The 25,381-nt window shown below is 39.3% G+C and carries 22 protein-coding genes and 2 pseudogenes; 21 read left to right on the top strand and 3 right to left on the bottom strand.

The annotated features are described in order from the left end of the window. Window positions 1-130 precede the first annotated feature (130 nt). From BQ7352_RS03840 to feoB, 19 genes and pseudogenes are all read left to right on the top strand, one after another. Window positions 131-619: pseudogene (locus tag BQ7352_RS03840) on the top strand (lysine--tRNA ligase); the annotation flags it as partial. Window positions 620-926: 307 nt separating this feature from the next. Next, the gene (locus BQ7352_RS03835) at window positions 927-1,244 is read left to right on the top strand and encodes a hypothetical protein (protein ID WP_072447135.1); all 318 of its coding nucleotides are present in this window, start codon (window positions 927-929) and stop codon (window positions 1,242-1,244) included. 287 nt (window positions 1,245-1,531) lie between these two features. Beyond that, window positions 1,532-1,867, top strand: a complete 336-nt coding sequence (locus BQ7352_RS03830) for a nucleotidyltransferase domain-containing protein (protein ID WP_072447134.1) — start codon at window positions 1,532-1,534, stop codon at window positions 1,865-1,867. After that, window positions 1,854-2,252 (top strand): HEPN domain-containing protein, encoded by a 399-nt coding sequence (locus tag BQ7352_RS03825; RefSeq protein ID WP_072447132.1) that lies wholly within the window; start codon window positions 1,854-1,856, stop codon window positions 2,250-2,252. Before BQ7352_RS03830 ends, BQ7352_RS03825 begins: the two co-directional genes overlap by 14 nt. A 376-nt stretch (window positions 2,253-2,628) precedes the next feature. After that, window positions 2,629-2,841: pseudogene (locus BQ7352_RS03820) on the top strand (helix-turn-helix domain-containing protein); the annotation flags it as partial. Continuing rightward, window positions 2,828-3,022, top strand: a complete 195-nt coding sequence (locus tag BQ7352_RS03815; RefSeq protein ID WP_072447131.1) for a HipA N-terminal domain-containing protein — start codon at window positions 2,828-2,830, stop codon at window positions 3,020-3,022. The pseudogene BQ7352_RS03820 and the gene BQ7352_RS03815, both read left to right, overlap by 14 nt. Before the next feature lie 93 nt (window positions 3,023-3,115). Then, a complete protein-coding gene (locus BQ7352_RS03810; RefSeq protein WP_072447130.1) occupies window positions 3,116-4,201 on the top strand; it encodes an SLC13 family permease in 1,086 nt (361 codons plus the stop codon). A gap of 59 nt (window positions 4,202-4,260) precedes the next feature. Next, window positions 4,261-4,542: an acylphosphatase gene (locus BQ7352_RS03805; protein ID WP_072447128.1), complete on the top strand. Its 282-nt coding sequence runs from the start codon at window positions 4,261-4,263 to the stop codon at window positions 4,540-4,542. Window positions 4,543-4,611: 69 nt separating this feature from the next. Then, window positions 4,612-5,274, top strand: a complete 663-nt coding sequence (locus BQ7352_RS03800; protein WP_072447126.1) for a response regulator transcription factor — start codon at window positions 4,612-4,614, stop codon at window positions 5,272-5,274. Then, window positions 5,271-6,668 (top strand): sensor histidine kinase, encoded by a 1,398-nt coding sequence (locus tag BQ7352_RS03795; protein WP_072447124.1) that lies wholly within the window; start codon window positions 5,271-5,273, stop codon window positions 6,666-6,668. Before BQ7352_RS03800 ends, BQ7352_RS03795 begins: the two co-directional genes overlap by 4 nt. Continuing rightward, entirely contained in the window at window positions 6,665-7,366 is a 702-nt protein-coding gene (locus BQ7352_RS03790; RefSeq protein ID WP_072447122.1) for a hypothetical protein, read from the top strand. The genes BQ7352_RS03795 and BQ7352_RS03790 overlap by 4 nt, the downstream gene beginning before the upstream one ends. Window positions 7,367-7,446: 80 nt before the next feature. Beyond that, window positions 7,447-8,223 (top strand): M15 family metallopeptidase, encoded by a 777-nt coding sequence (locus BQ7352_RS03785; protein WP_072447488.1) that lies wholly within the window; start codon window positions 7,447-7,449, stop codon window positions 8,221-8,223. A 109-nt stretch (window positions 8,224-8,332) separates the two neighbouring features. Continuing rightward, window positions 8,333-8,674, top strand: a complete 342-nt coding sequence (locus tag BQ7352_RS03780; RefSeq protein WP_072447120.1) for a nucleotidyltransferase domain-containing protein — start codon at window positions 8,333-8,335, stop codon at window positions 8,672-8,674. A gap of 69 nt (window positions 8,675-8,743) precedes the next feature. Then, window positions 8,744-10,108 (top strand): alpha-amylase family glycosyl hydrolase, encoded by a 1,365-nt coding sequence (locus tag BQ7352_RS03775; RefSeq protein WP_143143371.1) that lies wholly within the window; start codon window positions 8,744-8,746, stop codon window positions 10,106-10,108. Window positions 10,109-10,322: 214 nt separating this feature from the next. Continuing rightward, window positions 10,323-12,866 (top strand): YhgE/Pip domain-containing protein, encoded by a 2,544-nt coding sequence (locus BQ7352_RS03770; RefSeq protein WP_072447115.1) that lies wholly within the window; start codon window positions 10,323-10,325, stop codon window positions 12,864-12,866. After that, window positions 12,863-15,055, top strand: coding sequence for a YhgE/Pip domain-containing protein (locus BQ7352_RS03765; RefSeq protein ID WP_072447113.1), 2,193 nt, complete (start codon window positions 12,863-12,865; stop codon window positions 15,053-15,055). Before BQ7352_RS03770 ends, BQ7352_RS03765 begins: the two co-directional genes overlap by 4 nt. Before the next feature lie 113 nt (window positions 15,056-15,168). Then, window positions 15,169-15,387, top strand: a complete 219-nt coding sequence (locus tag BQ7352_RS03760) for a cation transporter (protein ID WP_072447111.1) — start codon at window positions 15,169-15,171, stop codon at window positions 15,385-15,387. Window positions 15,388-15,452: 65 nt separating this feature from the next. After that, window positions 15,453-17,339, top strand: a complete 1,887-nt coding sequence (locus tag BQ7352_RS03755; RefSeq protein WP_072447486.1) for a heavy metal translocating P-type ATPase — start codon at window positions 15,453-15,455, stop codon at window positions 17,337-17,339. A 141-nt stretch (window positions 17,340-17,480) separates the two neighbouring features. Next, window positions 17,481-19,811 carry a ferrous iron transport protein B gene (feoB, locus tag BQ7352_RS03750; protein ID WP_072447109.1) on the top strand — a complete coding sequence of 777 codons (2,331 nt, stop codon included), beginning with the start codon at window positions 17,481-17,483 and terminating at the stop codon, window positions 19,809-19,811. A gap of 161 nt (window positions 19,812-19,972) precedes the next feature. Here feoB and BQ7352_RS03745 read toward each other — a convergent pair whose 3' ends face one another. From BQ7352_RS03745 to BQ7352_RS03735, 3 genes are all read right to left on the bottom strand, one after another. Further along, a complete protein-coding gene (locus tag BQ7352_RS03745) occupies window positions 19,973-20,344 on the bottom strand; it encodes an ArsR/SmtB family transcription factor (RefSeq protein ID WP_072447107.1) in 372 nt (123 codons plus the stop codon). 76 nt (window positions 20,345-20,420) lie between these two features. Then, window positions 20,421-22,340 (bottom strand): beta-N-acetylhexosaminidase, encoded by a 1,920-nt coding sequence (locus tag BQ7352_RS03740; protein ID WP_072447105.1) that lies wholly within the window; start codon window positions 22,338-22,340, stop codon window positions 20,421-20,423. A 23-nt stretch (window positions 22,341-22,363) separates the two neighbouring features. Next, entirely contained in the window at window positions 22,364-23,728 is a 1,365-nt protein-coding gene (locus BQ7352_RS03735) for an MATE family efflux transporter (protein WP_072447103.1), read from the bottom strand. A 147-nt stretch (window positions 23,729-23,875) separates the two neighbouring features. On the opposite strand from BQ7352_RS03735, the gene BQ7352_RS03730 reads away from it, so the two are divergent. Next, complete coding sequence (locus BQ7352_RS03730) at window positions 23,876-24,655, top strand: hypothetical protein (RefSeq protein ID WP_072447100.1); 780 nt, start codon at window positions 23,876-23,878, stop codon at window positions 24,653-24,655. After that, the gene (locus tag BQ7352_RS03725; protein WP_072447098.1) at window positions 24,652-25,335 is read left to right on the top strand and encodes a hypothetical protein; all 684 of its coding nucleotides are present in this window, start codon (window positions 24,652-24,654) and stop codon (window positions 25,333-25,335) included. The genes BQ7352_RS03730 and BQ7352_RS03725 overlap by 4 nt, the downstream gene beginning before the upstream one ends. The last annotated feature ends 46 nt before the right edge of the window (window positions 25,336-25,381 follow it).

The following is a 25,381-nucleotide window of genomic DNA, read 5'->3' as shown; positions in this document are numbered from 1 at the left end:
CAACAATTTGTTTGGTTTACAGCAAATTGACAACAAAGTAAATTTAATAATGACGAATAATGAAGTGATTATAAGGTTTATAAATTTAGACAATATAGTACAATGACGCATCCCGAAGAATCATGAAGAAAACGTGAAATCTTTCCCCACAATGAAGTCACAGGGAGCTTCTAAAAATGAAGCACACAATGCAGGACAGAAAGCAGCACCAGTTGCAGCGACTCCGGTTGTGGAAGAAAAAATTGATTTTTCTAACGTGAAAATTGAGCCATTGTTTGAAGAAATGGTTGATTTTGAAACATTCAGCAAATCTGATTTCAGAGCTGTAAAGGTTCTGAAATGTGAAGCAGTACCGAGATCAAAGAAGCTTTTGAAATTTGTTTTAGATGATGGTACAGACGAAAAAAGAGTGATTTTAAGCGGTATTCATGAGTATTACGAACCGGAAGAGCTGGTTGGAAAGACTTGTATCGCAATCACAAATCTGCCGCCGAGACCAATGATGGGAATTGACTCCTGCGGTATGCTGATTTCAGCAGTACACGAGGAAGATGGAAAAGAAGGATTAAATCTGTTGATGGTAGATGACAGAATTCCGGCAGGTGCAAAATTGTACTAATAAATAAAATGTAATTAAATGGGCAGTCCCGAGGGGGATTGCCCATTTTTGGAAGAAAGAGAAGAAATAAGCATCTTCCTGTTGTGTCGAAACAATCTCATTGCGTATTTGTGGATAATACGTTTATAATAAAAGACATCACTATGAATGTTTGTATACAGATTAGAGATATATTAAAATTGTGCAGACGAATATCTCTATCCATTGCAAACTCTTTCAGGGAATTTATAAACATGCCTTTCTCAGAAATCTACTTTTGAACGAGAAAAATGAGCTCCACAATCGAAATCTACACATAAGTGGATGTTTGAATGAGAAAAAAGTGGACATTGGAAATAAGAAAGTGGATATTGCTAATGAAAAAGTAGACATTCAAGACAAAAAAGTGGACATTGAAAGTGTATTTCTTGAAAAAGGAAACGGTTTCTCAATAAAAACAACTGTTCATATCCATAGACTTTTTGAAAAGTTTGGTTTTGAGGAAGTATTTGGAAGAAGTGCAGTTATGGAACTTCTTGAGCTGAAAGGTTCAGGTGCGTCCAAATTTCTTTCCAATTTGGTACAAGCGGATATTATTGAACCGGTATCAGGTCACGGAAAAGGGAAATATAAATTCAAGAAGTAATTCCAATCAAGGTAGATTGAAATAAGAAAGAGTTTATGCGTAGAAATTTCAATGAAGAAGTAATCTCATTGCGCGTTTATGGATAATACGTTTATAATAAATATTATAGAAAAAAGACAGAAGTATTTTCATATCAGTTTTGAGGAAGCCGCATTGAAATTCTATAAGGCTGAAACGTATAAGACATTGCAGGAAACAGAAAATGGGGTGTGGGCAGAGTCGGCAGAGATATTATGAAGAAATTTCGTCTATTGTATTGGAGAAGTGATAAATGAGGTGGTATATCTATGACAACAAGAGAGTTAATAAGTCAATATGTTGAATTACTCTGTAAAATATACGGAAGACATTTGAAGACAGTTATTTTGTACGGTTCTTATGCAAGGGGCGATTATACAAAGGACTCGGATATAGATATTATGGTGCTTTTGGATTTAAGTGATATAGACATTAAAAAGTATCGTCATGAGTTATCTGGTATAACCTATGATTTTAATATGGATTATGATGTAGATATTAAGCCGATAGCAAAAAATCAAGAGCATTTTAATAAGTGGGTAGAAGTGTATCCGCTTTATTCAAATGTGGCGAGTGAGGGGGTAAAATTATTTGACGCAGCATAATGAAAAGGGTACAAGGCGAGATTTGGTTTTATATAGGTTGGAAGTTGCTAAAAGTGATATAAAATCAGCAAAAATTCTTTTAGATGCAGGAGAATACAGGGGAGTGAATAACAGAGCCTATTATGGAATTTATCATGCTATTTCAGCCATTCATGCTTTAGATGGAAACGCATATAAGAGGCATAAAGATGCCCTTGCGAATTTTAATAAAAATTATATCAAGACAGAAATTTTTCCAAGAACTTTGGGAAGGAAGATTGCTGAGGCAGAAGAAATAAGACATGCCAGTGATTATGATGATTTCTATATAGCGACTAGAGAAGAAGCAGAGGAACAAATTGACACAGCAGTAGAATTGGTTGAAAAAAAGAAGAATATGTATTGAAAGAGCTAGTATAATAATATATTATTATTCCCGACAATGAAGTTCTTAGATGGTGTAAATAAGAAAAGTGATGGGAATTGACTCCTGTGGTATGCTGATTTCAGCAGTACATGAAGAAGATGGTGGTGAAGGCTTAACTATTTTTATGGTTGATGATAAAATTCCCGCAGGTGCAAAATTGTATTAATAAAATGTAATTAAATGGGCAGTCCCAAGGGGGATTGTCCATTTTTGAAAGAAAGAGAAGTGGACATTTGAACTGGCAGTCAGTTAAGGAAGCTATAAATTATTGTTACCACAAGAAACGTGTGATAGAATAAAATGGATAAAATATTATATAAAATATTAGAAAGTCATAAAAAATAGATAATATATTATCAGGAAAAGAGGTTCTATTTCACAGGAAAAACCGGCTTCTATGAGTGGAGTGAGCTATGGTTCAATTAAGAGATTTGAAATGACAGGAAAGATATCCTTACTTTCACTGACGAAGATTGCAATGGCTTTGGATATTGCCGATGAGCTTAGAGGTATATTCACGAATGTACCATATAAGGATATTCAGGAGGTTATTAATGAAACGAGATAATTCGTTACAAGTATATTATAATGAACGATTGGGCGGGACGCTGGCGATGACAGCCGGTTGTAAAATTGCGTTTCAGTATAGTAAAAGCTGTATTGAAAAAGGATTTTTAATTAGCCCCTTTTCTCTTCCATTCAGGAGAAAAAGAAATTCTTGCAGTAGGCATAGCAGCAGGAATGAATAAAGAAAAATGTCTGGATATCATGAAAGAGATTGAAGCGAGGGTAAAAGAGCGGTTAGGGAAATATTTGTAGAAAAGAACGGAAAGAGGAAAAGAATGAATATTGTATTGATTATCGCATGGGTACTTGCACTTATATCTGCGCTTGCGGTTCCGCCGGATAGTGCATATTTAAGCTATATTGATTTTCATACGCTTGGGCTTTTGTTTTGTCTGATGGCAGTGATGGCAGGCGCAAATCGTCTCGGCATATTTCGGCAGGCGGCCGATAAATTGCTTACAAAAGTAAAAAATAGTCACCAGTTGGAGCTGATACTTGTTTTTTTATGTTTTATATCCAGCATGCTGATTACCAATGATGTAGCGCTTATTACATTTGTGCCATTTGCAATTCAGGTATTGGAGATGTCTGACCGGAGGGAGAGTATTATTCGGGTGGTTGTGTTGCAGACAATCGCGGCAAATCTTGGAAGCATGTTTACTCCAATCGGAAATCCGCAAAATCTCTATTTGTATTCGAAATCCGGAATGGAAATGGGAGAATTTCTTGCATTGATGCTTCCGTACACCATTCTTGCGGCGGTGCTGCTTTTTTTGACTATTGTCATTCGAAAAAAACAGCCGCTTCACACATTACAGATTTCTTCGGAGATATCCTTTAAGAAATATCACAAGCAAGTAATGTACGCGATTTTGTTTGCGCTGTGTCTGCTCTGTGTGGCGCAGATATTGCCGGTATGGTTTGTCACTGTTGTGACAGCTTTTGTTGTTTTTTTGGCAGACAGGGATACGTTAAAGGTGATTGACTATTCTTTGCTGCTTACATTTGCAGGATTTTTTATTTTTATCGGAAATATGGGGCGTATTCCGGCTTTTTGTGACTTTTTAAAAGAAATTATCAGCGGCAACGAGATACTTACAGCAGTAGCTTCTTCACAGGTAATCAGCAATGTTCCGGCTGCGCTGTTATTATCGGGATTTACGGAGAAATGGGAAGCTTTGATTGTGGGAACAAATATCGGAGGGCTTGGAACACTGATTGCATCAATGGCAAGCTTAATTTCTTATCGGCTTATTGTAGCCTCCGGCCCCAGCCGAAAAGGAAGGTATATTTTGTACTTTACAGCTGCAAATATCTTGTTTTTGACGGTGTTTATTTTGGCTGCATTTATGTTTTCATGATAATGGAGAAATATGAAAAAAGATAATTACCTCTTATAACGGGAAGGAGGAACGATAAAATGAATGAACAAAATATCATCCGTGAACGTCTGACATTTACAGGAAGGGTACAGGGCGTGGGATTTCGCTATCGGGCAAAGCATGCAGCAGACAGTGCGGGAGTTACCGGATGGGTAACAAACGAGTGGGATGGCAGTGTTGTGATGGAAGCGCAGGGGACAGCGGACCAGATTAACAGGGTTTTGAAGATGATTAATCAAAGCCCGTATATTCAGATTTCATGGCTGGATAGAAAACCACTTCCCAAGGAGCAGCATGAAAAAGGCTTTCACGTAAGATAAGATTTTTTGATGCCAAAAGGATGCCGTTATGATATATAATAGCCGCAGGATATAGACAGGGGGAAAGCTATGGTAAATATTTTAATTGTTGAGGATGAAAAACCTATTTCTGATTTGATAAAGCTGTCGCTGAAAGGAGCGGGATATTTTTGTTCTTGTGCGTATGATGGTGAGACTGCGGCTGATATGATTGAGGAAAACAGATATGATTTAATCCTTCTGGATATTATGATACCATATATTGACGGATTTGAACTGTTAGAATATATCAAACCTTTCGATATTCCGGTTATTTTTATCACGGCAATGAATTCGACAAAGGATAGGGTAAAAGGCTTAAAAATGGGAGCAGAGGATTACATTGTAAAACCCTTTGAGGTTGTAGAACTTCTGGCAAGGGTTGAGGTAGTGCTCAGAAGATTTCATAAGACCTCGGATATTATTTGGATTGGTGATAAGCTCACAATCAACCTGAAACAGCATGTGGTCAGATATGAGGAACAGGAAATAGCGCTAACACCGAAAGAGTATGATTTGCTCGTGCTTTTTGCACAAAATCCAAACGTGGCATTATACAGAGAGACCATATATGAGCGAGTCTGGGGAGGCAATCTGGAATGTACCGGTAAGACTGTGGACTTGCATGTGCAAAGACTACGAAAAAAGGCTCATATAGAAAATATGATAAAAGCAGTCAATAAAGTAGGATATCGATTGGAGATGAAGACATGAAGTTTCGATATAAAGTAACCTTATGTATGATTTCCATGATTGCGTTTATTTTTGGAATAGGCGGTACATTTCTTTTATACAGTTCCTTTCAAAGCTCTATAAACCGTGAAAAGATGGCTGCAATAAAAACATTTGACATGGTTCTTCATACATTTTCTTTACTGAGTCAGGAGACTGCATGGACAACAGCAAGTGAGATTTCCAATGATTTTGGGAAGATAGTGGAACAAAATGATTTGTTTGCTGCCATAAGTCTGCATAAAGACAAAGAACTTATATATAAAAGCAGTGATTTCGTGAATAACATGGAAGAAATGGGCGATAAAGCAGATTACGGAAATGTGGCATATAAGATTATCCGTAGTGAAAATAACTCCTATATTCAGCTTTGTTCGGTGATTAAAGCAGAAAATGTAGATTTATACATAGATGCTTTATATGACGTAACCAAAGTATACGAGCAAAGAGAGGAATTGCAAAGACTTTACATAGCGGTTTTTCTTCTGGTGGTAACATGCAGTGCGGTTCTTTCCTATATTTTGTCCTATTTTTTAACAAAACCCATAAGCAGGCTGAAGAAAATCGTTTCCAGCATTACACAAGGAAACTATGATTTGAGAAGTGATATCCATACAAATGATGAGATAGAAGAACTTTCAGCAGAGTTTAATCAGATGACGGATACGCTTGTTGATAAGATGGAGGAATTAAATAATGCGGTGGACAGACAGAACCAGTTTATTGCAAATTTTACCCACGAGCTGAAAACTCCGATGACATCCATGATTGGCTATGCAGATTTACTGAGGCGTCAGAACTTAAGTCTGGAGGAGCAGATAGATGCAGCAAACTATATTTATTCTGAAAGTAAGCGATTGGAGAGGCTGTCTATCAAGCTTCTTGAACTTATTGCAGCAGACAATAAAAATCAGGAACTGACTGTTCAAAATCCGGCATATTTGATAGACAGTGTGGTAAAGCATTCCATATCATATTTCAAAGAAAATGGGATAGAGATAGAGAAAAAATGCGAGGCTGGTAATTGTATGCTGGAACCGGACCTTTTTGTTTCCCTTGTTATAAATTTGCTGGAAAACGCCAGACGTGCTATGGAAAATGGCGGCGTTATTAAAATTATGCTTTCCATGACAGAAGAAGGTTGTGACCTGCTCATTCAGGACACCGGATGCGGCATCCCAAAAGATAAACTTGTACATCTGACAGAAGCATTTTATCGCATTGATAAAGCCCGAAGCCGCAGCTTTGGCGGGGCAGGGCTGGGACTGTCACTTTGTGATCGGATAGCCAAAATCCATAATGGAAGCCTTTCAGTAGAAAGTGAAGTGGGGATTGGAACATCGGTGAAAGTGCAGATACGGGGAGGCAGAAAATGAGAAAGTATTCATGGGTATTTGGAATATTTATAATGCTTTTATGTATTGGTTTTGGACTGTTTTTTCCGAATATTGTTTTTTCAAATGTTTTAAATGAAAATCTGGGACAGGTGGAAAAATATCAGGTGAACCCCATAGAAATTACCCATTCTAATAGCATTATAGAAGCTATGAGAGCTGTGTATTACAAGGATTATGAGTTTGATTATCAGGAAGATATGGCAAATTTATCAAGGGAAGAGCTGGCAGAGGTCTGCAATTCTTTTTTTCAAGGGATGCAGTTAGAGGAATGGGGTTACGCACAGCTAGAGATTGATAAGGAAAGTATGGATGCAAAATGCAGCCTGCTGGTTATAAAAGACTCATCTGTTTCCGCCGTAATATGGACAGTAAAAGTGAAGTGTTCAACAGGCAATGAAATGATACTGTATGTGGATGATAAGAATAAAAAAGTTATCCAGATGTATTGCAATGTTATAGCTGACGATGGGAATTCAGCAGCTTATTGCAGTGATGATAAAAATAGTGTGTATGTCAGGGATGCTTTAACTTTATATTTGGAAGATTATTATGGACTTAGAACAGAATTGGAAGATGATAGTTGTGACATAATCAAATTGGTTGATAAGAATAAAGACGAAATTTTGATGTCCGTATATTTTTATTATGACGGGCTTGAATTAATACCATTTGAATGATGCCAAATAGAGGGCGAAATGAATATATTTTGAAAATGCACCGCGCTATCCTTTAGAAAAAGGAAAGTGAGGTGCATTTTGTGACTAAGATAAAAACAAGACAAAGAAGGAGACGTGTGCTTATAACCGAAATTTTGGCATGTGTGATTTTTCTGATAATTGTAACAGGAATTATCAGGACAAGTGTTTCGACAGAGGCAAAAAATTTATATGAACACAATAATTCTAAAAAAATTAATCGAGATAACGATAATTTGAAAAATGCTCCATCAACAGATAAAGATACAGAGTGGAACCTGATTTTGGTAAACAGTTCACATAAGTTAGACAAGTCTTATGTTGAAAGTATTCCTCTTACACAGCTTAAAAACGGACAAAGCATTGACTCCAGATGTTATCCTGAATTGCAGCAGATGATGGATGACTGCCGTGCACAGGGTTACTCACCAATTATTTGTTCATCCTATCGGACGCATGAAAAACAACAGGAACTCTTTAACCAGCAGGTTCAGGTGTATATGAATGATGGGATGGACAGGCAGAAGGCAGAAGCAAAAACAGCAAAATCAGTTGCAGTTCCCGGAACAAGTGAACATGAGTTAGGTCTTGCTGTGGATATAACAGATATTGCGGAACAAAAAATAGTCAGCGGAATGGAGGAACAGCCTGTACAACAGTGGCTCATGAAGAATTGCTGGAAATACGGATTTATCCTGCGTTATCCTGAGGATAAGGCGGATATAACGGGAATTGTTTATGAGCCGTGGCATTACCGATATGTGGGGAAGGAAGCGGCAAAATATATTTATGATAAGCAGATTACATTGGAGGAATATTGTCAGAAATTTTGTTTTTGAAATAAAATTCGTTCTATTATGTAATGTTAAAAGCAAAATCTTGTATTGTATAGCGAGTGTTTTATTTTTGGAAAAAATGCAGTATAATAATACAAAGGAGCGTGAAAAAATGTGTACACGAAATGAATTGAGTTTAATACTGAAATCAATGGCTCAGGCATATCAAGCAGTTTATGGGGAAAATATTGTAAAAATTATTTTGTACGGTTCTTATGCCAGAGGTGATTATCAAAACAATTCAGACATAGATATTGTCGCTATTGTGCAGGGAGAACGAGAAGGCCTTCAGCAAGAGTTGAAAAAAGTATGGGATATTTCATCGGATTTAGAACTGGAGTATGGTATTATTATATCTCCAACGGTTATTCCATTTGCAGAATATGAGAAATATAAAAAAGACTTACCTTATTATAGAAATATTCAAAATGAGGGGGTGGAAGTCGTTGCCTGATAATAGAGAGGAATTGAAAAAGGGGATTATAAGTGCAGAACGAAAAAACGTATAATCAGAGGAGGAGTTATTATGGCATGGTATGAAGAGGCAGTGTTTTACCACATGTATCCTATTGGCATGACAGGTGCGCCCAGAGAAAATAAGGGAGAAGAGGTTGTACACAGGTTTGAAGAACTGGATAAATGGCTTCCTCATATTGCGGACATAGGCTGTACTGCTATTTATATAGGACCATTATTTGAGTCCAGCACACACGGATATGACACTAAAGATTATAAAATTGTGGACCGCAGATTGGGAGACAACGAGGATTTCAAACGTTTTGTCCGAAAGGCTCACGAGGCAGGCATCAGAGTTGTGGTAGACGGTGTATTTAATCATACGGGTAGGGAATTCTTTGCTTTTCAGGATATACAGAAAAACAGAGAGCAGTCACCGTATTGCAGCTGGTATAAAGGTGTTAATTTTGGCTGGAACAGTCCTTATAATGATGGATTTGGCTATGAAGCATGGAGAAATTGCTTTGAACTGGTGAATTTGAATTTATGGGAGCCGGCTGTGCGGGAATATTTGCTTGGAGTCATTGATTTCTGGATAGATACTTTTGATATTGACGGTATTCGATTGGACTGCGCCGATTGTCTGGAATTTTCTTTTATGGAAGAGATGAGAAGAAGAACCGGTGAGAAAAAGGCAGATTTCTGGCTTATGGGCGAGGTCATCCACGGAGATTACAGCCGTTATATTCAGGATGGGCAAAAAATGCTTCATAGTGTTACAAATTATGAGCTGCATAAAGGGCTTTATTCCGGACACAATGACCACAATTATTTTGAGATAGCCCATACCATCCGCCGAGAATTTGATGAAAACGGTGGAATTTACAAGGGTATGAAATTATATTCCTTTGTAGACAATCATGACGTAGACAGAATTATCAGCAAAATTCAGGTAAAAGACCATATTTTTCCTATTTATACACTGTTATTTACGCTTCCGGGAATTCCTTCTGTTTATTATGGCTCTGAATGGGGAATTGAGGGACGCAAGGAAGGCGGAAATGACAATCCCCTGCGTCCGGCAGTGAATATTGAAGAGGTCTTAAATCAGGAAAAGAGTTCTGAAATTATGCAGCATGTGAAATGGTTGGGAAATCTGCATAAGAAATATACAGATTGTCTTGCTTACGGAAGATATCGAGAGCTGTTGCTGACAAACAGACAATATGCCTTTGCCAGATTTACGCAGGAGCAGGGAATTGTTGTGGCAGTAAACAATGATGAGCAGGAAGTGAATATAAGTATTCCGGTTCCGTTTGAGAATAAGAGGTATATCAATCTGGAAACAGAAGAACAGATACTTGTGGAGGGCGGCAGAATTTGTCTTTCTGTGAAAGCGGCAGGAAGCGTTTTCGTGGAAATTAAAGAATAGAAGTATATGGAAATAATGATAACAGGTGAAAAGCTTGAGTAAAATCAGTTTTTCACCTTTATTTTGTTGTATAAGAATGATATCAGACAATAAAATTGACTTAAAGTCATATTTTTTCTCCGAAATTATTGACATCTCAAATTCTGGTGATAAAATATACGAATTGCAGACAATATGCTTACATGACAAGATTATAGAAAAGCGAGGGAAAAGCATGAAACGGGCGTTTGAAATTTTTAGAAGAGATGTAAATCGGTTGTCCCACAACATGGTGGCAATGATTGTTACAATTGGTGTATGTCTGATACCATCTCTATACGCATGGTTTAATATTGCCGCAAATTATGATCCGTATGCAAATACCGGAAATATTAAGATTGCAGTGGCAAATGCAGACAAAGGTACAGAAAATGAGTTAATAGGAGACTTGAATGCGGGAGAAGAGATTGTTCAGAACTTAAAGGAAAATAAAGACTTAGGCTGGAAATTTACGGATAAGAAAAAGGCAGTGGAGGGTGTAAAGTCAGGAAAATATTATGCTGCCATTGTAATACCGGAGGACTTCAGCGCTTCTCTAGTGAGCATCCTCTCCGGAGATATGAAGCAGCCTCAGTTTGAATACTACTTAAATGAAAAGAAAAATGCCATTGCCCCCAAAGTGACGGATACCGGCGCCTCCACAATTCAGGAGCAGGTAAATGAAGAATTTATTGCGGCAGCGGCAGGCTCTGTTTCTAAGATACTGGGACAGACAGCAGAGCAAATGGGCACACAGGTTGACAAGGCACAGGAAAATCTCATTACGAAGATGCAGACAGTAGAGAGAAATCTGGAGGAATATCAAGCGGTTTTAGAAAATCTCAATAAAACCATTGACGGAAGTGGCGATTTAATCAGTGGAACTCAGGAAACACTGGATACTCTCAAAAGTGCAGCATCATCCGGTGCAAAGTCTATTAATCAGGGAACAGATATTTTATCGTCTGTACGAAACAGCGTAGGTGCGTTAAGCACAGGTTTATCTGAGGGGCTTACACAGGGAGCGGATACACTGTCAGGTATCAGCAGCGCAGTGGGGACAGACCTGGGAAAGCTGAATGAGAAGGTTCAGAATGTAAATGAAAAGCTTGGAAATGCCATTACATCTGTGCAGGACTTAATCGCACAGAACGAGGAAATTTTGGCTGTTCTTCGGGAGTTGGATAATCAGGTTCCCGGAAGTCCGCTGTCTGATATTATCGGAAAGCTGGAAGCAGAAAATCAGAGGCATCAAGAAATTTTGAAAAATCTTCAGACAGGAAATGCCAGTATAGGAAATGCCGTAAATACTTCTGTTCAGGGATTAAACCAGATTGCCGCAGCTATTGGTGACGGACAGAAAAACTTACAGACCTCCAGAAAGTCTTTTGAGCAGAATGTGCTTCCTTCCTTAAATCAATCTTTAGACTCTTTTGCACAGCTTTCAGGAAGGGTTTCGGGAATTCTTACAGGAGTAGAGCCTTCCGCAGAACAGCTTAAAAATGTAACCGGGGATTTGAAACAGACATTAAGCGACACAAAAGCAGCAATGGAGAGCAGCCAAAAGGCTCTTGAAGAGGTACAGAAAAAGCTGAATACAGCTATTGCAGATTTGGGAACATTACAAAGCTCGGATATTTATCAAAGCTTAACAGAGCTTACAAAAAAGAATGCAGAAGAGGTAGCTGAGTTTATGTATTCTCCGGTACAGCTGAAAACAGAGAGTTTTTATCATGTAGAGAATTACGGTTCAGCCATGACTCCTTTTTACACAAATTTGGCAATCTGGGTAGGCGGAATTGTTTTAATTGCTATTTTTAAGCTGGAAGTAGACAAGGATGACAAGATTAAAAGCTTTACGGTAACACAGGGATATTTTGGAAGATGGCTTTTGTATGTGACAACAGGTCTGATACAAGCGCTTATTATCTGCCTTGGGGATATCTATCTTTTGAAAATACAATGTAAAAATCCTGCCGCCTTTATATTTGCAGGGCTATTTGCCTCTTTTGTGTATGTGAATTTGATTTATGCGTTATCCATTACCTTTAAACATATCGGAAAGGCATTGAGCGTGATTTTGGTTATCCTGCAAATTCCGGGTTCAGCAGGAACGTATCCTATTGAAATGACACCGGCATTTTTCCGGTTCGTACATCCACTTTTGCCCTTTACATACGGAATTAATGCTATGAGGGAAGCGATTGCAGGAATTTACGGAATGCACTACTGGAAAAACCTGCTTTGTTTGGCAATATTTTTGCCTATTGCTTTGGGAATAGGGCTTCTTTTAAGGCCACGCCTTTTAAATTTAAATTATTTATTTGACCGCAAACTGGCTGAAACCGATTTGATGATTTGCGAAGAAGAGGGAATGAAAAGAGAAAAAATCAGTTTATCAACAGCAGTGAAAATTTTGGCAGGACAGGATGAATTTCGTAAAGCTTTAAACGATAAAATTGAAAAATTTGAGTCCGGTTATCAGAAAAGAATACGCAGGGGATTTCTTGCCATTCTGGTTATCCCTGTTATTTTCCTCATACTGATGTTCAGCATTGACTCGAAAATGGTATTTTTGGTGTTGTGGATAGCTTCTATTATACTAATCGCTTTATATTTAATTGTAGTGGAATATATTCATGAAAGCCTGAAGGGAAAGAAGCGTCTAAGTGAAATGTCAGATGAGGTTCTTTTGAAAAAAGTAAGAGAAAATGCACAGAAGGGAGAAAAGGAGCAATGAGAAATATATGGAAAATTTTCATGGGAGACCTGAAGAAAATCAAAAAAAATGCCATTGCATGGATTGTTATTCTGGGACTTAGTGTTGTTCCTTCTCTTTATGCGTGGTTTAATATTGCTGCCAGCTGGGACCCTTACAGCAATACAGGCAGCTTAAAGGTGGCAGTTGCCAATGTAGACGCAGGGTATGAAGGAGAATTGCTTCCTCTCAACATCAATCTGGGTGAGCAGGTGGTGTCGGGTCTGCGTGAGAACAATCAGTTGGATTGGGTATTTACAAATCAGAAAAAAGCAGTAGAAGGTGTAAAATCAGGAAAATATTATGCAGCGATTGTGATACCGGAAACCTTCAGTAATGATATGATGAGTCTTTTTTCAGATGATGTGGAACATTCTGATATTTTATATTATTTAAACGAAAAGGAAAACGCCATTGCACCCAAGGTAACAGACAAAGGTGCAGGAGCTGTTCGTAAGCAGATTGCAGAATTGTTTACGAAAACCATTTCTCAGGTAGGATTACAGCTTATGGACAGTTTGTCTTCTATGTTAAGCGAGGAAGACTCTAAAGAAATGATTGGCAGAGTACACGAAAACATAGCAGAAATTGCAGATAATCTTTCCGCTGCTTCAGGAACGATTAAGGCGTTTTCTAATATGACAGACTCTATGGGAAATACTCTGGAGTCTACGGCTTCCTTTTTGGAGCAGACAGGAAGCAATGCTGACACTAATTTGTCTCTTCTTACAGACACGGGAAAAAGTTTTCAGAGTTTAAGAGAAGCTTTATCAGGTACTACGGACAGTGTAAATGATGTGCTGGATGCAGGCAGTGATGTTTACCGTGCAGTATCAGAACAGGTGGACAAGACCTTTTCCTCTCTGTCACAGGATGCCGCAGCAGCAGGACAGAGCTTAAATGGGCTGGCAGGGCAGGTACAGACAATCATTGACCGATATACTTCATTTCGTGACAGTTTGCAGGGAATTAGCGACTCCTTGCCGGAGGTTTTTCCACATATAAAGGAACAGCTTGGTACTGTTATCGGAAAATTAAATGCTTCTATTGCACAGCAGGAGGCTGTGAGAGATAAGTTAAACGAGGCAGCTGACAAAATTTCTCAGTCCGTTTCAGATGCAGGTAATTATCAGAGTGAATTAAAAGAGCTTGCAAAACAAAGCGCTCAGCAAATTCAAGACGTGCAGGCAGATTATGAGAAAAATGTAAAGGGAAATTTAGACCAGCTGTTTCAGACGCTGGGCAACACCAACAAGGACGTATCCTTGATTTTATCAAAATTAGAGGAGGGAGCACAGGGAATTGAAGACTTGTCAGGCTCTGCATCTTCTGATTTGGGAAAATTAAAAGCAGCTTTAGATACCTCTGCTTCCTTGTTAGATGAAGCATCCGGCAAAATGAATGATGTTTTACAGAGGCTTTCCGAAGCGGCAGAAAACGGAAATTTGGAAACCTTAAAAGAAGTTTTGGGAAATGGTCCTGATACGGTAAGCACTTTTCTTGCCTCACCTGTGAAAATGGAGACAAAAAGTATCTATCCGATAGAGAATTACGGTTCTGCCATGGCGCCGTTTTATTCCACCTTGTCTATCTGGGTTGGCGGTATTATATTGGTTGCTATGATGAAAGTAACGCTGTCAGAGGATAGAAAGAAAAATCTTAATAATGTGAAAAATTATCAGATTTATTTTGGCAGATATTTGCTGTTTCTTATTATGGGGCTTATTCAAAGCGGTTTAATTTGTCTGGGGGATTTATTTTTCTTGGGAATTCAGTGTGAGCATCCGTTTTTATTTGTATTGTCAGGCTGGATTACCAGTATTGTGTATGTAAATATTATTTACACACTGACGGTTTCTTTCGGAGATGTGGGAAAAGCAATCTGTGTTGTTTTGCTAGTAATTCAGGTGGCTGGTTCAGGCGGAACTTTTCCGATTGAGATGACGCCGTCAGTCTTTCAGAAGATATATCAGTTCCTTCCTTTCACTCACAGTATGGGAGCAATGAGGGAGGCAATAGCCGGCTTATACGGAAATGCTTATGTAAGAGAGTTGGGGATTTTGAGTGTGTTTCTGATTTTATCCCTACTTTTGGGATTGGTGCTTCGTAAGCCTGTTATTCGGTTAAATGAAATGTTTGCGGAAAAGCTGGAAGAAACAAAACTGATGTAAACTTTATTTTTCTATTGACTTTTTTATCTCTCTGCTTTATAGTATAGATATAACAATTAAACATATATTTAATCATTAAGAAAACATTATATTGAAAAGAGAGGTATTTTATTATGAAGAAGACTTACAATATTGAAGTAGACTGTGCAAACTGTGCAAACTTAATGGAAGATGCAACAAGAAAAACAGAGGGCGTTGCTTCTGCCACTGTGAATTTCATGACTCAGAAAATGATTGTGGAATTTGAAGAAGGACAGGACCCGAAAAAGGTCATGAAAAATGTTTTAAAGGCTTGTAAAAAAGTAGAGTCCGATTGTGAAATTGAGCTTTAAAAATCAGCACCCCGGCGGTAACCGCAAAAGGGGTGCAAATTTATAGCAGAAGGAAGGTGGCAGTTTTGAACAAAAAGCAGAAGAAGATGTTGATTAGAATTATCATTACAACAGTGATGGTGATTGCGCTGAATTTGATACCTGCAACAGGAATATTACAGTTAGCCCTTTATTTGGCAGCTTATCTGATTATCGGATATGATATTTTAAGAAAAGCCGGACGGGGTATCCTGAACAGGCGTGTTTTTGATGAGAACTTCTTAATGGCAGTGGCTACTGTGGGAGCTTTTGTTTTGGCAATTTATTCCAAGAGCGGAGATTATAATGAAGCCATTGCGGTTATGTTGTTTTACCAAATAGGCGAGCTGTTCCAGAGCTATGCAGTGGGAAAAAGCCGCAGAAATATCAGTGCATTGATGGATATCCGTCCTGATTATGCCAATGTAGAGCGAGACGGAAAGCTGGAAAAAGTAGACCCGGACGAAGTGGAAATTGACAGTATTATTGTAGTACAGCCGGGAGAAAAGGTTCCTTTAGACGGGATTGTTACGGAAGGGAGTTCCAGTCTAAATACCAGCGCTTTGACAGGTGAAAGCCTTCCCCGTGATGTAAAGCAGGGAGATGAGATTATCAGCGGATGTATCAATCTAAACGGTGTGCTGAAAATCAGGACAACAAAGGAATTTGGAGAGTCTACGGTATCGAAGATTTTAGAGCTTGTGGAAAATTCCAGTTCCAGAAAGTCCAAATCCGAAAACTTTATTTCCAAATTTGCAAAAGTATATACACCGGCAGTTTGTTATAGTGCCTTGGCACTGGCAATCCTTCCGCCTCTGGTACAGATGTTGTTTTTGGGACAGACAGCCCAGTGGGGCGTATGGATTTATCGTGCATTGACATTCCTTGTTATCAGTTGTCCTTGTGCTCTTGTTATCAGTATTCCGCTCAGCTTTTTTGCAGGAATTGGCGGGGCAAGCAAGGAAGGCGTCTTAATTAAAGGCTCTAACTATATGGAAACCTTATCTCAGGCGAAATATGTGGTCTTTGATAAGACAGGTACTTTAACACAGGGTGTCTTTGAGGTAAGCGGTGTTCATCATAATGAAATGGAAGAAAAGAAATTGTTGGAATATGCTGCATTGGCGGAATGTGCTTCTTCTCATCCAATCAGTAAGAGTCTTCAAAGAGCTTACGGTAAAGAAATTGACAGAAACAGAGTTTCCGATATTCAGGAAATCAGCGGTCATGGAATAATTGCAAAAGTAGACGGAAGAGAAGTTGTAGCAGGAAACAGTAAGCTGATGAAGAAATTAAACGTGGAATATCAGGATTGCCACAAAGTGGGAACGATTATCCATGTGGCAATAGACGGCAAATATGAAGGACATATTGTAATTTCTGACCTTGTAAAGGAACATTCCAAAGAAGCCATTGCACGGCTGAAAAAGGCTGGAGTAAAGAAAACGATTATGCTTACCGGAGATGCAAAAACTGTGGCAGAGCAGGTTGCACAGTCTTTGGGGATTGACGAGGTTTATGCAGAATTACTTCCGGGAGATAAGGTAACAAAAGTCGAGGAATTACTTTTGGCAAAATCTGAAAAGGAAAAACTGGCATTTGTAGGTGACGGCATTAATGATGCGCCGGTTCTTACCCGTGCAGATATTGGAATTGCCATGGGCGCTATGGGCTCGGATGCAGCCATTGAGGCGGCAGATGTGGTTCTGATGGATGACGACCCGCTGAAAATTTCTAAAGCCATTGGAATTTCCAGAAAATGCCTTGGCATTGTATATCAGAATATTGTTTTTGCATTAGTGATTAAATTCGGTTGTCTGGCGCTTGGAGCAGTAGGCGTTGCCAACATGTGGTTTGCGATTTTCGCAGATGTGGGTGTTATGATTATTGCTGTTTTAAATGCAATTCGTGCTCTCAGAGTACAAAATTTATAAAAGTTACTGTAAGAAACAGTTGCTTTTACAGGGATAAGAACGTATACTGTATAAGGAAAAGATTTTAAGGAGCTGTTATATAGAGCAGCTCCAATCCTTACAAGATGAGTTAGATGAAACTAATAAGAAAGAAGGCAGAAGATGAAGCTAAGTGAATTACAGATAGGAAGCACAGCCACTATTCTTTCCGTAGGAGGAAGCGGCGCTTTACGTCAGCATTTTCTGGATATGGGTTTGATACAGGGAACAGAAGTAACCGTAGTAAAATATGCGCCGATGGGAGACCCGATTGAGCTGCGTATCCACGGATATGAACTGACTATTCGTTTAGAAGATGCAGAAAACATTGAAATCAGCAAAGAACATCGACCGAAAGATAAGGAAAAGAAGAAGAACAGACAGGAAAAGCTGCACCCCGGATATGGTGAGGGTGGAAAATTTCATGACAGAAAAAGTGAAAATCCATTACCGGACAGTGAAACCTTAACCTTTGCGCTGGTGGGAAACCAGAACTGCGGAAAAACAACTTTATTCAATCAGCTTACAGGCTCGAAGCAGCATGTGGGGAACTTCCCCGGTGTTACCGTAGACCGCAAGGATGGTGTGATTAAAGGTCATAATAACACATTGATAACAGACTTGCCGGGAATTTACTCTATGTCACCTTACAGCAGTGAGGAAATTGTCACAAGAGAGTTTGTTATCCGTGAAAGACCAAAGGGAATTATCAACATTGTAGACGCTACCAATATTGAAAGAAATATGTATCTTACCATGCAGCTTTTGGAGCTGGGATTTCCTATGGTAGTGGCTTTAAATATGATGGATGAGCTTCGGGAAAACGGAGGTTCTGTTCTGGTAAATGAGATGGAGGCAGCTCTTGGTGTGCCTGTTGTGCCTATTTCGGCAGCAAAGGGGGAAGGGATTGAAGAGCTTATCCAGCATGCCCTTCACGTGGCAAAATATCAGGAAACACCGATGGAAACAGATTTTTGCCGAAAAGAGGAAGGAATTCACAGAGGAATTCATGCAGTCATGCACCTTATTGAAGACCATGCACAGAAGACAGGAATTCCGGTGCGCTTTGCAGCCAGCAAGGTGATGGAAGGTGACAGAAAAATTTTAGAACAACTGGAGCTTACAGAAAATGAACAGAATATTTTAGAGCAAATTGCAAAACAGACGGAGGAGGAGACAGGTCTTGACAGAGCGGCAGGAATTGCCCAGATGCGTTTCCAGTATATTGAAGATGTCTGCGGAGAAGCTGTGGTAAAGCCAAAAGAAAGCAAGGAGCATATCAGAAGCAGAAGTATTGACCGTTTTCTTACGGGAAAGTATACAGGAATTCCTGCGTTTATCGGAATTATGGGAATTGTATTCTGGCTTACCTTCAGTGTGGTAGGAGCTTTTCTTCAGGGGCTTTTAGAGTCCGGTATTACCTATCTTACAGAACTGGCGGATATGGCAATGCAGGAAGCACATGTATCAGGTGTGCTGCATTCTCTTGTCATTGATGGTATTTTTAACGGTGTAGGCGGTGTCTTGAGCTTTCTGCCGATTATTGTAACCTTGTTTTTCTTCCTGTCCCTTTTGGAAGACAGCGGTTATATGGCGCGTGTGGCATTTATTATGGATAAGCTGCTTCGAAAGCTGGGACTTTCCGGAAGAAGTATTGTGCCTATGCTGATAGGATTTGGATGTACTGTTCCGGGTGTTATGGCAAGCCGTACCCTTCCTTCTGAGCGAGACAGAAAGATGACAATCCTTCTTACGCCGTTTATGAGCTGTACCGCAAAGCTTCCTATTTATGCGTTTTTCACAGCAGCATTTTTCCCAAAACACGGAGCTCTGGTGATGATTTCTCTGTACGTTTTCGGAATTGTTATGGGAATTATTATGGCATTGATTTTCAAGAAGACGGCGTTTAAAGGGGAGGCAGTTCCTTTTGTTATGGAGCTTCCCAATTATCGTATGCCTGGACTGAAAAATGTAGGACATCTGCTGTGGGATAAAGCAAAAGATTTCCTTCAGAGAGCTTTTACTGTTATCTTTATTGCAACTATTGTAATCTGGTTCTTACAGAACTTTGATACAAGTCTGAATATGACGACAAATTCACAGAACAGTATTTTGGCGTTAGTTGCCGGTGTATTGGCACCTGTTTTTGCACCAATGGGATTTGGAGACTGGAGAATTGTGACAGCCTTGATTTCAGGCTTTTTGGCAAAAGAAAGCGTGGTATCTTCTCTTACTGTATTATTTGGAAGTACAGCTGCTTTACAGAGCAGTATAAGTATACCGGGAGCAGCAGCGTTACTGGTATTCTGCCTTCTTTATACTCCATGTGTGGCAGCAATTGCATCTGTAAAACGTGAGCTTGGGGGAAAATGGGCAACAGCTATGGTAATCGGGCAGTGCGTCATTGCATGGATTGTAGCATTTGCAGTTTATCATATTGCAATGTTACTCTAAATTAAAAAAATAAGGAGTTGGCGCTTTAGGTACATCTCCAGAATATTTATACATTTTATGCTCAGCCTGCGCTCACTTTGAGCTTGTAATCTCAAAGCGTGCTCGACAAATTCGCTAAAAGTGTATAAATATTTCGGAATGATATTTAAAGCTCTGACTCTTTATTTTTTAGATGCCGATAGACAGGAAATATCCATCATCTGTTCAATCATGTGATGAAGAGACTGTGCTTTTTCTGATGAACTGGCTTTATAATAAGTTTCCTTTCCTTCTCTGCGGGTTTCTACCAGACCGCTGCTTTTTAAGAGCCGTAAATGATGTGCTACCGCAGGACTGCTCATATCCATTAAGGCAGAGATATTGATTACGCATTCTTCGCAGTGGCATAAAATCCAAAAAATGCGAATACGTGTGGTATCACTGAGCTGTTTGAAGATAGAAGCAACAATTTGAAATTTTTCTGTGTCAGGTATATGTTCTATTAAATGTTCCCCATGTTCTCCGTGCTGATGGGGTAATGTGTGTTCTTCCATAAAAGTATTTCCTCCTTTATTTCCTTATAGTGTATCATAAAATGATGGAAATAAAAGAGGAAACCTTTAAAATCTCTTAAATCGTATCGATTAAATCACATCCACTGACAATTCTGCTCCAGATATTTTCACGAAGTTCTACCTTCATATCATGTGGATATTTATTTTCCACTGTCCAGTAAGGCAGGCGTTCCTGCTCTAATTCTTCTAATTTATCCACTTCCTTGGCAAGATAAGAAGCAATACGTCTCTGGCAGGCTTTTAAACGTGCAGAAACTCCGCCAAGTTTAATATCCATAAGCTCGTAACCAAAAGGCTTTGCATCTTTCATCCATAACTCCTCACGGAATTGGTGCATAAGTTGTAAATTCTCCAGAATATTGGGGATAACTTTTGCGTTTAATTCTTCTAATGTGGACAAATCGTTTTTATCATAAGCTTCTTTTAAACGAATTCCCAAATCCGCTTTTTCAGACAGTACAAGGGCAAAATATTTATAGAAATTAAATAATGTTTTGTAGCAAGAATTTTCGTTTGCACATTTGTCCAGCTTGTCAGCTAAATCTTTATAATAGGACTTTGTATCTACTCCTTGAATGTGGTAGTCAAACATACCCAGCATAGCGTCCTGATACAGCAAATATTTGGAAGGATTATCGGCAGAAATGTTATTTCCGTCTCCTTGGAAAAGAGAGTCAAATCTGTCCAAAAGCTCAAAATCTTCCCAAGCTGCATCTACGCAGTCAGCAAAGTTCTGTTTTAAAACGGCTTCATCTAAATCAGAGTGGAAGCAAAGGGTAGCAAATGCCACAAGTCCCGGATAAATAGCGTCAATCGGAGTTTCCGCTCCGTTGTCCATCCAGCCGGTAGCAAATACCTCTTTCACATTCTGTGCCTGACATTCTAAAAGGGCAGGAATTGTGCAGTTGATTGTTCTGCCGTAGTTTGGCGCAATACCGTTCCAGTTCCAGATACCGCCGGCAAATACCGTTCTTTTAGCGATTTCGTTATGAATACGAAGCATCTTGCGATATACGCTTCTGTCTGTATTATAGTAATCCCAATATACCAAAGCCAAATCATCTGCCGGTTTTGTCCAGCTTGTAGTATCAACGTTTTCGTCAACATTGTAATACCATGTTCCGGCGTTGGAGGAAATAAACATATCACTCCACATCATAGGCTTTAAGTTCAATTCTCTGCAAATTTCCAGAACACGGTCGGTATGCTCTAAAAGCAGCTCAGAGCTTTTCTTGTAGCCGTTCTGGTGCAGATAATTTCCAAGTCCCAGCATAACAGCCTCATCCATACCGATATGAATATTTTCAGAACGGAAGCAGCTTTTTACAGAGGTTAAAAGCTGTCTGATAAAATCGTAGACTTTTTCAGAACCTACCAGCAAAATATCGGCGCTGTCCTTTAAGTCCTGTCCCATAGGCCATTTCAGGGCATTTCTTAAATGAGCGAGTGTCTGGATACAGGGAACGAGCTCAATTCCGAATTGGTAAGCATAGTCATCTAACTGGCGAAGCTCTTCCTGTGAGTAACGGCCTCTGTAAGTACCGAAGTAAGGAAGTCCCGGAACCTCATAAGTATCCTCTGTATATAAAAGTAACTGATTAAGTCCCAGCTTTGCCATAATACGAATTAATTTTTTAACTGTATTTACAGTAGAAACGGCATTTCTGGAACAGTCCAGCATAAAACCGTTTTTCTCGAAAAAGCCCGTTTCTTCAAAGTCAAAATCCTCATCCAAGTGATGAATAAGGTAATTGAGACAGCGGAAATAATGAGCCGGTTCATGGCAGGTAATGGTGCACTGTTCTCCTTTTTTAGAAACCCTTAAAGTGTTTCCGGATGAAGTAAAAGTGACGTTTACACAGAGCCGTTCTGCGTCTGCACACTGCTTGCTGTATTCATTTAAAAGTATCTGTGTGCTTTCCTCAATCAGTGCAAGCTCCAGAGAGGAAGGTGCGTTGGAATAAGAAAAAGTCATAATAATAGCTTCCTTTCATTGTTTTAATGTTCTATATGTGTTTTATAGAATTTTTTCTGGTCAAAGTAATAGTAAATAACAAACAGGGCTGCTGTCAATCCCCATGAGATGGGATAACACAGCAAAATGTCAGAAATGCTTGGTTTTTCCGGTATTACAAGGAAAATCCAGATAATACGAAGCAAGCATACGCCGGTACAAGTCATAAGCATGGGAACTAATACATTTCCCACTCCTCGAAGGGCGCTGGATAAAATTTCAATAAAAATAAACAGCACGTAAGAGGGCGCAATCACATGAATAATTTTCATACCGATTTTAATCACCTCCGGGTCAGTGGTAAACATTCGCAGGAGATATTCTCCCAGAGAAAGTAAAAGAATACTTACCAGCACAGAAGCAATAAAATCCATAAACAGACAGACTGCAACGCTCTTTTTCATACGGTGATATTTTCCAGCACCGTAATTCTGCCCGATAAAGGTTGTAATTGCCACGCTGAAAGCGCCGGAAATCATCCAGTAAATAGCATCAATCTTTCCAAAAGCAGTGTAAGCTGCCATGGTACTTGTCCCCAAATCATTAAGAGAAGTCTGAATAATCATATTGGAAACATTATACATGACAGACTGAATGCCCGCAGGAAGCCCAATGGTAACAATGGACAGCAAAAGGAACTTGTGAAAATGAATTTCCTTTGGCTTCAGACAATACATATCCTTGGATTTCATCAGGGCATAAATTACTAAAATAGCGCTGACTGCCTGAGAAATTACCGTGGCGAGAGCAGCGCCGGCAACACCCATATCAAACCCCACTACCAGAAGAATATCCAGAAAGATGTTAATAAAGCAGCATACAATCAGGAAATAAAGAGGGCGTGTAGAGTCTCCCACAGCTCTTAAAATTGCAGAGCCTACATTATAGATAAACACAAAAATAATGCCTGCAAAATAAATTCTCAGATAAGTGGAGGAGTCCTGCAAAACGTCCTTTGGAGTGTTCATAAGCTTTAACATGAAAGGTGTTAAAGCAATACCGGCAATGGTGATAATAATGCCGCCTGCAACAGAAAGAGCAGCGGCTGTATGCAGAGTGTCGTTTAACTCCTTTTTGTTTTTTGCTCCGTAATAGCGGGCGATAATTACCGTAGCGCCGGAAGAAAGACCTACAAAAAAGCCTACAATCAGATTAACCATCTGTCCGGTAGAGCCTCCTACGGCAGCCAACGCCTGTGTCCCCACAAAACGTCCCACAACAACTGCATCAGCCGTATTGTAGAGCTGCTGAAACAGCGTTCCCAGCATAATCGGGAAGAAGAAAAGCAGGAGTTGTTTCCATATAACACCCTCTGTAATTTGGTTCACAGAAGTATTTTTTGTCTTCAATAAAAGTCCCCCCTTTTTTATGAAATCCTATACTCAATATATATCACAGCTTTTTACAAATGTCGATAAATTTTATTATTTTTTGATGTGGAATGTGATATGATTAAAATATATTGGGGAACGAAAATATTTGGGAGGTATGAGTATATGGAATTAAAAATTCGAGTAGCAAATCCGGCAGGAAATGTAACGATTTTTGTAATGAGTCCGGCAAAAAGAGAGGAGTACGCAGCAATTTCCAGAGAACTTTTGTGCATGGAGGAGCTTCATGGCGAGCAGGTAGGCTTTGTGGAAGAAGCACAGGACGGAAATTTTCACATGCAGATGATGGGCGGAGAATTCTGTGGCAACGCAACCAGAAGCTTTGGCTATCTGCTGAATATGCTTTCACAGGAAAAGGCAGAGGAAGTGTGGGTGGATGTCAGCGGTTCTCAGAAGAAATTGAAGGTGGCAGTGGATATGGAAAAAGGCACTGCAAGGACAGAAATGCCCCTTCCGCTGGAGATAAAAGAGATTTCCGTAAAAGGGGAAGTTTTTTCTATGGTAGTCTTTGAGGGGATTTGCCATATTATTGTAAAAAGTGCGCCAAAAGCTCAGGAATTTGTAGATGAGCTTATTGGGGAGGCGAAGAAAGTATGTCCCTGTGATGCCTATGGCGTTATGTTTTTAGAAGGAAATCAGATGACGCCTGTGGTATATGTAGAGAGCACAGCTTCTATGGTATGGGAAAGCAGCTGCGGAAGCGGCAGCATGGGAGCTGCTGTATATCTGTCTAAGGATGCAGATACAGGAGAATTTGTATATGAGCTTTACCAGCCGGGCGGCATGATAGAAGCGTATGTAAAAAAAGAAGAGGGCAAGGTAATATCCTGTAAAATGGGAGGACCGGTAACAATATCAGAAGAAATGAAGGTTGACATAAGATGAAGCAAGGGAAGCTAAAAGAGCCTTATATAGCAATTATGAAGGACGGCAGTCTGTCTTACGGAGGAAGTCAGGAATGGTGGAGAAGAAAAATCATGGCAGGCTACGGCTGCGGTGTGATTGCGGCAACGGATATTCTTTTCTATTTAGATTTACATAAGGAATATTGTAAGGGAAAGGACTTTCAGGAAGAAGATATAAAAAGTGGGATTGTGGACATTGAAACCTATCAAAGGTGTGCAGAAGCAATGCGAAAAAAATATTTTCCGGTTATTCCTTCATTAGGAATTCCGGGCTGGCTTTTAGGAATGGAGATAAATCGCTATTTTATAAAGAACAGAATTCCTTTAAAAGCAACTTTTGGTGTAAGAAGCAGAAATATACCAAACAGGATAAAAGCAATGCTGGCGCATGACATACCGGTTATACTGGCAATAGGACCGAATTTCCCCCTTCCTGTGAGAAAACACAAATTGGCTTTTTATGAAAAGATAGAGGAAGGATATGAGAAGATAGCGGAAGCAGCAGCACATTTCGTTGTGATTACAGGATTTGAAGGACAATGGCTGCGTATTTCTTCATGGGGAAGGGAATATTATGTTAATTTTTATGAATATCAGAATTATGTGAAAAAATACAGTTGTTCGCTGGTTAGTAATATTTGCTATATCAGAAAAAAATAAAATGTATTTGAGAAAAACACATTTGTCTTCACAAAGGGGATTGACA

The organism is Blautia sp. Marseille-P3201T (assembly GCF_900120295.1).
Taxonomy (GTDB): domain Bacteria; phylum Bacillota; class Clostridia; order Lachnospirales; family Lachnospiraceae; genus Blautia.
This window is presented reverse-complemented; position numbering and strand designations above follow the sequence as displayed.

Excerpts from the sequence above, each read along its gene's own strand:
- BQ7352_RS03725 (WP_072447098.1), top strand. The coding sequence starts at position 24,652 with ATGAAGCAAGGGAAGCTAAAAGAGCCTTATATAGCAATTATGAAGGAC.
- feoB (WP_072447109.1), top strand. The coding sequence starts at position 17,481 with ATGAAGCTAAGTGAATTACAGATAGGAAGCACAGCCACTATTCTTTCC.
- BQ7352_RS03740 (WP_072447105.1), bottom strand. The coding sequence starts at position 22,340 with ATGACTTTTTCTTATTCCAACGCACCTTCCTCTCTGGAGCTTGCACTG.
- BQ7352_RS03765 (WP_072447113.1), top strand. The coding sequence starts at position 12,863 with ATGAGAAATATATGGAAAATTTTCATGGGAGACCTGAAGAAAATCAAA.
- BQ7352_RS03805 (WP_072447128.1), top strand. The coding sequence starts at position 4,261 with ATGAATGAACAAAATATCATCCGTGAACGTCTGACATTTACAGGAAGG.
- BQ7352_RS03790 (WP_072447122.1), top strand. The coding sequence starts at position 6,665 with ATGAGAAAGTATTCATGGGTATTTGGAATATTTATAATGCTTTTATGT.
- BQ7352_RS03815 (WP_072447131.1), top strand. The coding sequence starts at position 2,828 with ATGAAACGAGATAATTCGTTACAAGTATATTATAATGAACGATTGGGC.
- BQ7352_RS03810 (WP_072447130.1), top strand. The coding sequence starts at position 3,116 with ATGAATATTGTATTGATTATCGCATGGGTACTTGCACTTATATCTGCG.
- BQ7352_RS03780 (WP_072447120.1), top strand. The coding sequence starts at position 8,333 with ATGTGTACACGAAATGAATTGAGTTTAATACTGAAATCAATGGCTCAG.
- BQ7352_RS03760 (WP_072447111.1), top strand. The coding sequence starts at position 15,169 with ATGAAGAAGACTTACAATATTGAAGTAGACTGTGCAAACTGTGCAAAC.
- BQ7352_RS03830 (WP_072447134.1), top strand. The coding sequence starts at position 1,532 with ATGACAACAAGAGAGTTAATAAGTCAATATGTTGAATTACTCTGTAAA.
- BQ7352_RS03745 (WP_072447107.1), bottom strand. The coding sequence starts at position 20,344 with ATGGAAGAACACACATTACCCCATCAGCACGGAGAACATGGGGAACAT.
- BQ7352_RS03730 (WP_072447100.1), top strand. The coding sequence starts at position 23,876 with ATGGAATTAAAAATTCGAGTAGCAAATCCGGCAGGAAATGTAACGATT.
- BQ7352_RS03800 (WP_072447126.1), top strand. The coding sequence starts at position 4,612 with ATGGTAAATATTTTAATTGTTGAGGATGAAAAACCTATTTCTGATTTG.
- BQ7352_RS03795 (WP_072447124.1), top strand. The coding sequence starts at position 5,271 with ATGAAGTTTCGATATAAAGTAACCTTATGTATGATTTCCATGATTGCG.
- BQ7352_RS03770 (WP_072447115.1), top strand. The coding sequence starts at position 10,323 with ATGAAACGGGCGTTTGAAATTTTTAGAAGAGATGTAAATCGGTTGTCC.